The sequence below is a fragment of the Trueperella sp. genome, from assembly GCF_043424875.1.
Taxonomy (GTDB): domain Bacteria; phylum Actinomycetota; class Actinomycetes; order Actinomycetales; family Actinomycetaceae; genus Trueperella.
Genome location: NZ_JBHWPL010000056.1, coordinates 1 through 9,903 on the forward strand (window position 1 = coordinate 1; position 9,903 = coordinate 9,903).

At 57.4% G+C, this 9,903-nt stretch carries 6 protein-coding genes, 2 tRNA genes and 1 pseudogene; 1 reads left to right on the forward strand and 8 read right to left on the reverse strand.

Features of this window, described 5'->3' with window-relative positions; all coding sequences use genetic code 11:
• From glgX to ACHFFR_RS05785, 8 genes and pseudogenes are all read right to left on the reverse strand, one after another.
• The coding region (gene glgX / locus ACHFFR_RS05750) for a glycogen debranching protein GlgX (RefSeq protein ID WP_394263319.1) at positions 1 to 2,055 on the reverse strand (2,055 nt) is incomplete at its 3' end.
• Positions 2,056 to 2,183: 128 nt separating this feature from the next.
• On the reverse strand, positions 2,184 to 2,813 hold the full coding sequence (locus tag ACHFFR_RS05755) for a hypothetical protein (RefSeq protein WP_394263320.1): 630 nt from the start codon (positions 2,811 to 2,813) through the stop codon (positions 2,184 to 2,186).
• Positions 2,810 to 3,769 carry a 4Fe-4S dicluster domain-containing protein gene (locus tag ACHFFR_RS05760; protein WP_394263321.1) on the reverse strand — a complete coding sequence of 320 codons (960 nt, stop codon included), beginning with the start codon at positions 3,767 to 3,769 and terminating at the stop codon, positions 2,810 to 2,812. Before ACHFFR_RS05760 ends, ACHFFR_RS05755 begins: the two co-directional genes overlap by 4 nt.
• On the reverse strand, positions 3,769 to 7,014 hold the full coding sequence (locus ACHFFR_RS05765) for a molybdopterin-dependent oxidoreductase (RefSeq protein WP_394263322.1): 3,246 nt from the start codon (positions 7,012 to 7,014) through the stop codon (positions 3,769 to 3,771). Before ACHFFR_RS05765 ends, ACHFFR_RS05760 begins: the two co-directional genes overlap by 1 nt.
• Complete coding sequence (gene nrfD / locus ACHFFR_RS05770; protein WP_394263323.1) at positions 7,011 to 8,435, reverse strand: NrfD/PsrC family molybdoenzyme membrane anchor subunit; 1,425 nt, start codon at positions 8,433 to 8,435, stop codon at positions 7,011 to 7,013. The genes ACHFFR_RS05765 and nrfD overlap by 4 nt, the downstream gene beginning before the upstream one ends.
• A 6-nt stretch (positions 8,436 to 8,441) precedes the next feature.
• On the reverse strand, positions 8,442 to 8,924 hold the full coding sequence (locus ACHFFR_RS05775) for a 4Fe-4S dicluster domain-containing protein (protein WP_394263324.1): 483 nt from the start codon (positions 8,922 to 8,924) through the stop codon (positions 8,442 to 8,444).
• 84 nt (positions 8,925 to 9,008) lie between these two features.
• A pseudogene (locus ACHFFR_RS05780) lies at positions 9,009 to 9,062 on the reverse strand (hypothetical protein); the annotation flags it as partial.
• Between the two features lie 508 nt (positions 9,063 to 9,570).
• Positions 9,571 to 9,642: transfer RNA gene (locus tag ACHFFR_RS05785), tRNA-Val, on the reverse strand.
• 185 nt (positions 9,643 to 9,827) lie between these two features.
• Here ACHFFR_RS05785 and ACHFFR_RS05790 point away from each other — a divergent pair.
• Positions 9,828 to 9,900, forward strand: a tRNA-Gly gene (locus ACHFFR_RS05790).
• The last annotated feature ends 3 nt before the right edge of the window (positions 9,901 to 9,903 follow it).

A 9,903-nucleotide genomic window follows, 5' to 3' on the forward strand; every position in this document is an offset into this window, starting at 1 on the left:
GCCAGCCACGTATGTGTCTCCCGTGTATTCAACCGAGTCAGTCGATAGGACAACCTCCCACGTGGCATCCTCGATCGTTTCGGGGACGACGAAGTCGAGATCCTCCTCAGAGGCGTTGTACGCGATCAAGAAATCGTCGTCAACGACCTTGTTTCCACGAGGATCGGGTTCCGCAATGCGGTCGCCATTGAGATAGACCATCACCGACCGAGCAAACCAGGTGTCCCAGTCCTCATCGGCCATTTCCTCGCCACTATTGACGAACCAGACGATATCGCCACGTTCAGATTCGCCACCGCGGCCGGCGGCTCCTTTAAAGAAACGACGACGACGGAAGACCGGGTGCTCCCTGCGCAGCGCAATAAGTGATTGTACAAATCGGTGGATCTCGATCTTGTCATCATCGAGTTCCCAGTCCATCCATGACAACTCGTTATCCTGTGCGTAGACGTTGTTATTACCCTCTTGGGTGCGCCCAATTTCGTCACCGTGCGAGATCATCGGCACGCCTTGAGACGTCAGCAACGTGGTGAACATGTTCTTGATCTGCCGGATACGTAGCTCATGAATCTCCGGGTCGTCAGTCGGACCTTCCGCTCCGTGATTCCACGAGCGGTTGTTATTTGAACCGTCCGCGTTATCTTCGCCGTTGGCATCATTGTGCTTCTCGTTATAGGACACGAGATCGCGCATAGTGAAACCATCGTGAGCCGTGATGAAATTGATCGAGGCAAAGGGGCGCCGGCCCGAGTGCTCATACAAATCAGACGAGCCCGTCAGACGCGAGGCAAACTCCGATAGTGTTGACGGTTCGCCACGCCAGAAGTCGCGCATCGTGTCGCGGTAGTCACCGTTCCATTCGGTCCATAGTGGCGGGAATTCGCCAACGTTGTAGCCGCCTTCGCCAACATCCCACGGCTCGGCAATGAGCTTGACCTGAGAAATAATCGGGTCCTGCTGGATGATGTCGAAGAACGACGACAGCTTGTCTACTTCGTGAAGCTCGCGGGCGAGCGTCGACGCTAGATCGAAACGGAAGCCATCAACGTGCATGTCAACAACCCAATAGCGCAACGAATCCATGATCAGTTGCAAGCTATGAGGGGAGGACATGTTCAAGGAGTTGCCAGTGCCGGTGGTGTCGAAGTAGTGCGCTTTATCGTCCTCAACGAGGCGGTAGTAAGCGGCGTTGTCAATTCCTCGGAATGACAGCGTAGGACCCATGTGGTTGCCCTCGGCAGTGTGGTTGTAGACAACGTCAAGGATGACCTCAATATCAGCCTCGTGGTAAGCCTTGACCATCGCCTTGAACTCTTCGACTTGGGAACCTCGTTCTCCCGATGACGAGAAAGTGTTCTGCGGAGCGAAAAAACCGATTGTGTTGTAACCCCAGTAGTTTGACAAACCCTTCTCAATCAGCGAGGTGTCGTTAACGAACTGGTGAACCGGCATGAGCTCGACGGCGGTGACGCCCAGCTCCTCTAGGTACGTCACCATTGCGGGGTGAGCCATACCCATGTACGTGCCACGCAGCTCCTCGGGGATGTCCGGATGTAGTTTGGTCATGCCCTTGAGGTGAGCCTCGTAGATAACCGAATTGTGGTATTCGTGCTTCGGCGGGCGGTCGTGACCCCAGTCGAAGAATGGGTTCACAACAATGGAGAGCATCGTGTGGCCGAGGGAATCGAGCTCGGAGCGCTTGGCGTGATCGTAGAAGTCGTAAGAGAAGTTCGCCTGATGATTCTCGACCTCTCCTTCAATCGCCTTGGCGTAGGGATCAAGGAGAATCTTCGAGGGGTCGCACCGGTGACCATTGTCGGGATCATACGGACCGTGAACACGGTAGCCATACCGCTGCCCGGGCCGGATACCCGGAAGGTAGCAGTGCCACACGTAGGCGTCGACTTCGCGCATCTCAATGCGCTCCTCATTCAGGTCGTCGTCAACGAGGCATAGCTCGATCTTGTCTGCCACGGAGGAGAAGATCGCGAAGTTCGTGCCGGTGCCATCGAAGGTCGCACCGAGTGGATAAGGTTTACCTGGCCAAATTTCCATGCCCTAAGACTCTCATGTTTAGTTGACAAGTTCGTAAACCAACGCGGGCATACGTGGTGATTTTCGCTAAACTCCCGCGGTTCGTGCGCGGGCGCCGATATTCGATCAGCGTCGCAACGAGTGCGCGATCAGTCGAATTTCATCTGGAGGTGGCCACGCTGGCGCTCGAGCCGGCCCAGCAAATTTCGGCCTGATTCCGCAGTAATGTGGGCCGCGACGATTCGAACGAGCACCTGCACGACGAGCGAGGAGGTATTTTCGTCTGCGTTTTCGGACCACGCCACCAGCTGTTGAAAGTTGTCGTCGATTGCTTGGAATTGAGTTGCACGTAAAGTCTTGGCTGCCTCGAGTTCGCCCTTGCGCCACGCGTCTTCCTCGGCGCGAGCGTCGCGGGAGCTTTGCGCGATAAATTGCTCAACATCCGGGTTCTCGAGCCATGCGTCCCACTCGCGAGTGAGCTCGGCCAAATCATCCTCTGCGCTAAATCGGTTCGATCGGCCGGCGAATGCGCCAAGTGCACCGATGACGTCCTTGGCTTCGAATTCATCACCGAGCCACGCCGTGGCCGCGCGTATTTGAGGCGCAACGGCATCTGCTCGTAGTTCATTCACGAATTTCGAGGTGGGACGTTCAAGAACGCCCGCACAAATGTCCCACATTGCCGCTCGGTCTGCGGCCGTGTTAGCCATGAGATCGTAAGTTTTCTGATCCGAACGCGCCTCGCTGCCGGTGTTCTCCAACTGCTTGTCAGAATTCACTGCCCCTCCTCGTACATGTCCCAGATTCCGCTAGTTAGAGTTCCAAGCGTCGAGCAGTTGTGGCAGACACCGCGTTCGTGGGGCCCTAGCGGGCGGCCACACTTCATGCACTGTTGCTTGGGCACGTGTGCGAGGACGCGCACACCTCGCCCTGGGCGTCGCGGGTTAAGAGCGAGCACATTCTCGGGACACATCGTCACGCATTCACCACATTCGACACAGCGTTCGGGGTCAAAGACGAGATCTTCACCTGTAAGTGCCAAAGCACCTGCGGGGCAGATCTGCGCACATACATCACACGCGGTGCACGAACCGGTCACGACTACGGAAGGCAAGAGCGGATCGGGGTGTGCGGCAAGGTAGACCTGCCGGGCCGATGCTCCCAAGCGCACACTCGCCAAGGGGTGTGTGGCGTCGCCCCGCCCGTCTTCCCGGTCGTTCGAGAATCCCATCAAAAATAAGTCTCGGCGGGATAATGCGGGTGCCGGACGATCGGTCTTTGAGCGCTTCCGGAATTTCCACCGCGTCCGCGAGGACCGCGTCGTATCCGAATCCGGCGCGTCGTCGTCGGTGGCGATACCTACGTTCTCAATTGTCACGATCGCACGTTCGTCGGTTCCTTGGGCGAACGTACGAGCATTCTTGAAGACCGTGACGACGTCCGGAGTAAGTTTGGGGCACATCGCACAATCGGCAGTTTCGAGTCGAGCACCGCCACCGAGCAACGCGCCCGCCGCGATTACCTCGGCGTCAACGCGTGAAAAGCATTCCACTGTGACGCGCGCCGAACTCGCACCGGAATCAGCCATGTCGCATTTGACAGCCCTGCCAGCGGCAAGTTCTTGTGCACAACCGACTGGCGAGTATGTTGGGGCCAGAGCGCCAGCCGGTGGCGACTGCTCATCGTGAGAGGTCGCCACCGGCTGGGGTCCAAGCGCGTGGTGCTCGTCGGTCATTACACCTTCTCGAGCTCAATCCACGTGTCGAGCTGGGCAGCACCGCCACCGAGCGGATCTGACATGCCACCACCACCAACGAGATCTTCCCCAACAAGGAGCTCATTCACGCCGAAGCCGCTATCGCGCGGACCGGCGTAGCCGAGTTCTTCCTTGCCGGGTACAACCTGCTGGACGGCGTCGCCATGACCGTACTTCTTCGGTGGCGAGACGATTTCGCCGTCCACCTCATACGGTTTCGATCCATATTGGGTGTGGCCCATGGTGGCATCGGCACCAACAACGCCCGGTCGAATGCCTTCCGTCACCATTGCCACCGCGTCGATCTCGCCGGCGGGTGACTTCAGCCGTACCTTGTCACCATTCTCAATACCGCGTTCCTTGGCGTCAACGGTGTTGATGTGCAGGTAGTTCGACGGGCGCAGTTCTCGAAGCCACGCGGCATTGACCGTGCGGTGCGTTCCTTGCGTCCGTGCCTTCCACGAAATCATCTTGAGTGGATAGCCCTGATCTGGTCCGGGAATCGGCGAGCCGTCTGCTCGTGTAATTTCACGCAACCGTGCCATGCCATCGAAGAACTCGCCAGTGATCGGATCTTTCGCAGCAGACACGCGCGGCTCGTAGAACTGGCACAGGCCTTCGTAGCGGTACTTCAGCCATTCTGGATTGTCGGCGTCGTACCCATTTGCGCGGTCTTCGCCGTGGCCTTCGAAACGACCGCCACGGTTGAGAACGTAGACGACCTTGGGCCACTCTTCATCGGTGACACCCGCCTTCCATGTCTCGACATCGAAGTGGTCCTTCAGCACCTTATTGCGGGTGTCTTCGAAGATGCGCATCTCGTCTTCGTTGGCGTCCGGAACTGCATCCCCGCCGGAGAAAGCAACGTTGGCAGCTACCTTCATCCACAGGTCTTCGTAGGTGTTCCAGTGTGCGCCGTCGCCGAATGCATTTTCGCCGATACCCGGAAGGTTCATGGCCTTCGCGATCTCCATGTAGGTGACCTCGACGGGGCGTGGTCCCTCGAATATACGCGTCGTCGGTTGACCGAGCTGCGTGACTGCGTATTGCTGCGCCGGATACGTTGCTTCCTGTGAGAAACGCTCGAGGTAGGTCAGATCCGGGAGAAGGTAGTCCGCGAACACACCCGTATCGCCCATCGTGATGTCGAAGACGACGAGGAGCTTGATCTTGTCCTGCTTCTTGAGCGTCTCCGCGGCCGCCCTGCCATTAGGCGCCGAATTGATGGGGGAGTGGCGATGAATAAACAGCGCGTTAAGCGAGTATGGGAAACCGGCCTCCGCTGAGGGAATGACCTCGTGACACAGGTTCCCAGGGAACTGATAGAACCTGCGCTTGGCGGGATAGCCGTCCTCTTCGAAGAATGAGGTGTTCTCATACTTCGTGCGCTCGCGCGTGATCGGCATGCCCCAGGCTTTGCGTGCGTTCGGCACGCCCTGCTGGATGTCATAGCGACCCGCCCACGGCGTGTACTGCTTTTGCCCAGTGATGTGCCCACCCTTCCAGTCGTGATTTCCGATGAGGAAGTTGATGTAGTTGATCGCGCGAATGGCGTCATAGCCATTGGCGTGCATCGCTGGGCCGCGGTAGCTCATGACCACCGCACGCTTGCCGTGCGCGGTAAAGTCGTGACCGATCTCCGAGATGACGTCCGCCGTGGTACCCGAACGATCCGCATAGGTATCGAGTTCGTGTTCCATCGCGCGCTCCTTCAAGAGCGTGAACGCGGATTTTACCTTGACCGGGCCATCTGGAGTGTCCACCGTCGTATCGACTTCAAGGTCCGCCAGCTCCGTCACCGAATCGACCGGAGTCAGCTCGCCATTGACCATGCACATCGGCTCGGGGAGCTGCCCTTGTTCTTCGGGCGCTTCACCGATCCCCATGTGGACGACGTTAAGCTTCGGTTTCGTCTTCCAATCCTCACCTTCGTCGACGACGACGAGGTGCGTCGCGTCCGAGTAGGTAGGCTCGCCGATCTCAGTGGCGGCGTCCTTGCTCGGGGCACGTAGGTACTGCTCGTCGTAGCGCTCGTTCTCGATGATCCAGCGGATGATGCCCCAGGCCAGCCAGGCATCTTCACCAGGCTTAACCGGAACCCACAGGTCTGCCTTTTCGGCGGTCTTCGAGAGCTTCGGATCGATCACGGTCATCTTCATACCGCGCTCGCGGGCTAGGCCCACTCGGGGTGCAAGGAAGGTCGGGCCCTTTTGGGCAACGAGTGGTTCGGATCCCCACACAACGAGGTAATCGGCATAGTCGATGTCGCCATACATTCGTTGGAAGCCGTTATCGGGATGCGAACGTGCATTCGCGAACACGCCCGTCACACCACAGGTTCCGCCATGGTTGACCTGATTGATCGTGCCGAACATATTGTTCGCCCAGCGGTTTCCAATAATTTGCTGGCGATCGCCACCCATGACAGAGAGTAGATTCGACTTCGGGCCGAGCTCGGGTCGCTTGGGATCGATGAGAGCCTCGCCCCACTTGTCCTCAAACTCTTGCTGAGTCATCTCCCCGTTATCGACTGCATCCTTGTCCGCCATCACGGGCTCTTCGGGCACGTATTGGTACCACTGCGTCAAACCTGGGGTGCCGAGTTCGTCGTCACCGTTTAAAATCCCGTCTAGAGCTTCTTCCCACGAAATCGTCTTCCACTTGCCTTCACCGCGGGCGCCCACGCGCTTCAGCGGCTGTTTGATGCGCTTGGCGTCATGCGCAATTTGGATGCCAGCTTGACCCTTGAGGCATGCGATTCCACCTGAACGAGAGCGCGAATCGCGGCTCATGACGTTCAGAGGCTTGACCGCATCGGCGGGGCTCGTGTCGTAGGGAATTGGTCCAACAGGCTGAGTCGTCAGAGCGGAGTAGGGATTACCCGCGATCTTTCGCACTTGTGCCGTGGCTCCGGTGTTGCCGCCATCAGCAAGGCGAACCTTGATCGAACACCACGTATTGCACATCATGCACATTGAGTGGACGATGTCAGTTTCGTTGTAGGTATCGACCAAGTCGCCGCGCCCGTGTTGGGTGGGCTCGAGATACGGATCCTCGAAACCCTGGCGGAAGGTGTACGCCATCGCGGCGGTTCCTGCCACAGCGGCCGCGCCACCAAGGAAGGTGCGACGATTGATCTTGCCCTTTCCTTCGTGGTTGTCCGCTTCGTGCGTGTCCATGATCGGGGCGCCGGCGCGCTTGTCAGTATTCTGTGTCTCGGTCATGATTGAACTCCTTCAGCGGGCGCAATTTGCGTGGTCGGGCCCGGTTCGTGTGTGCCGGAGCGAATCGGCGGGTTGGACCTCGTTCCATTCGGGGTCGTGGTGGCGTGTGCGGAACCGGCCGCAACGCGGTGATCACCGTCGTGGACGAGCTCGTGTGCATGATGGTCCTCAATGCCCGGCTCATGGATCGGCTGCCATTCGGAGACGAGCGAGTAGAGCAGCGCTCCGCCAAACACAAAGAACGCGACGAGAGACCACTCAAGGAAACTCGGGAAGTACGCGTTATCTGGGTATCCCTCGATAACTCCGGGAATCATAGGCGGTATGACGATGTTGAGGCGAACGCCGAACACGCCAATGACGACCATCATGGCTGCCGCAACGATCCAACCGGTCTTCTTCGATAGCGGACTCAGCAGGATAATTGCCGGGATCACCATGACCATGAGTAGTTGCATGATGATGAATGTCCACCAGAATGGGCCGGTTGCCTGAATTTCGAGAATCCTGTGGTGGCTGGCGTCGTGGGCAAGGAACGGGATGAAGTACTCGTAGAAGGTGAGCAGCATGTCGATGAGGACCGCTGCGAGGAGCACTCGGCTCAGTCCGCGAAGGAGCGAGTTATCCGGCTTGCGTCCAGTTCCGCGTGCCTGCCAGTAGTTGACCGCCATGAGCAACGCCGTACCGGACACCATGGCGGATACGACGAAGATGATCGGGAACAGTCCGCCATACCAACCTGAACGGGTGGCGACGACGGCGAAAATCGATCCGGTGCCGCCGTGCACGCCGACGATGGCGAGAGGGATGCCGATAATTCCAAGCACCTTCAGCCACGTTTTCGCACTTGACGGATTGCCGGACATGCCGCGGTGCAGACGCACCGCGATGATGAGTTCAGCAATCAGCAAGGCGATATATAAGACATAGAATCTGACCTCCCACGAGAGTGGAGATGACCAGTGGAACTGATCGAACACCCACGGGAATTTGTGGAGTGCACCTAGATCCATGCCGATCAGCGCCAACGCAACGAACATCGAAATGATCGCGGATAGGAGAGCGGCCCGACCAATTGTCTCGAATTGATACATCCCAAAAACGTAGACAAGGGTCGATAGGAGGAAGGCTCCTGCCGAGAGGCCAACAAAGAAAATATATACCGAGATCCACAGGCCCCACGGCATTTGTGGCCCAAGGTCCGTCATCTGGAGACCTTGGGTTAGCCGCGTCCACACGCCAGGAATTCCAACGAGTATGCCGATTCCTAGTAGTCCGTACCAAAACATTCTTGCCTTGGGGCGCAGGAATGGTTCGCGTCCGTGGCCCTCGTTAAGGAAGCGGCGAATGCCACGACGCTCGTTGGCATCTGCAGGATTTTCACGCTCTACGCTTTTTTCACGTTCGAGTGTTTGCGACATCGTTAATCACCTCAAGTAGTACACACTGGGATTTGTGCCCGACTCTTCCTTGAGGCGGAAGGCACGTGGATCTGCAGCGAACTTAGTCACCACGGAATTCGGGTCGTTCAGATCGCCAAAGTAGCGAGCATCGCCAATGCATGTTTCCACGCAGGCCGGCTCCTCGCCGCGAGGGATGCGGTGTGCACAGAACGTACACTTGCGCACCTGTCCCACAGGCGGTGACCAGACGCCACCACGCTCGCCGAATTCGGTTCCCCACTCGTCGACTTGGAGCTCGTTGAAGCCAACCATTTCGTCTTCGTAAGTTTCGCCGAAGTCAAACGAGCGTGCGCCGTAAGGGCAGGCCGTGATGCAGTAGCGGCATCCGATGCAACGGTCCTTATTGATGACGACGACGCCGTCCTCACCTTTGTAGGTCGCGTTGGCTGGGCACACGAGCACGCAGGGCGGGTCATCGCACTGCATGCACGGGCGTGGAATGCTCATGCGACGTACGTTGGGAAAAGTGCCGACTTCCTCTTCGAGCACCACGTTATACGTGACGCCTGGGGGAGTGCGGTTTTCGGCTTTACATGCGACAGTGCACGAGTCGCATCCAACGCACTTTTGTAGATCAATCACCATGCCCCACTTGGGCTGGTGCTCCGTCTCTTCTTCTGTTGTTAACACAGGATCGTGTGTGGTCACTATGTCACCTCGTCATTGGCGTGATTGGGCGGATAATGACTACTGTATATTAGTTTGCTCGCGACAGGGACTTATTCGTGTGTTTGAGCCAAAAAGTCGGGATGAATAATGTGGCAAATACGTACCGGAATATCCAAAAATCCGCGTGTTATCAATGGTTATGCGACGCCTGTCGAATTAGGTAAGACTTTCATCCCCTTATTTAGCTGGACGCCCACCTGAGGTAGCGCGTGTAAATTTAATGCGATTATTCGGTATTTTCTCAATGGGGTGCACGTTCGCTACATTGAGGACACTATGAAATATTGCGAGTGTAAAGATTATGCGCAAGGAGCGCCTTAAGTACTAAGGCCTAGGACTCATCGGACCCCACACCCTCGTACGAAGTCAAAAAAGACCCTCGAGTGCTGCAGGTAAAAACAGCGAGTCCTCGAAGGTCTTGCGGTGGGCGATACTGGGATCGAACCAGTGACCTCTTCCGTGTGAAGGAAGCGCGCTACCACTACGCTAATCGCCCATAGGCTCCAGATCTGGGGAAGGTTTTTGCCTCGAGATCCAGGTCTGGATGCCACCTGACAATAGCCGAGACGGTGTGGTCAGTGCAAATGAGCCACACGGTGGTACACCTCATGTTTTGCGGATTAGACAACCTCAGGATTTACTCGCTATATTAGTCAAGCACTCAACGAGACGTTGACATGTGCGGACGTAGCTCAGCTGGTAGAGCACCACCTTGCCAAGGTGGGGGTCGCGGGTTCGAATCCCGTCGTCCGCTCGA

Excerpts from the sequence above, each read along its gene's own strand:
- ACHFFR_RS05760 (WP_394263321.1), bottom strand. The coding sequence starts at position 3,769 with ATGACCGACGAGCACCACGCGCTTGGACCCCAGCCGGTGGCGACCTCT.
- ACHFFR_RS05765 (WP_394263322.1), bottom strand. The coding sequence starts at position 7,014 with ATGACCGAGACACAGAATACTGACAAGCGCGCCGGCGCCCCGATCATG.
- nrfD (WP_394263323.1), bottom strand. The coding sequence starts at position 8,435 with ATGTCGCAAACACTCGAACGTGAAAAAAGCGTAGAGCGTGAAAATCCT.
- ACHFFR_RS05775 (WP_394263324.1), bottom strand. The coding sequence starts at position 8,924 with ATGAGCATTCCACGCCCGTGCATGCAGTGCGATGACCCGCCCTGCGTG.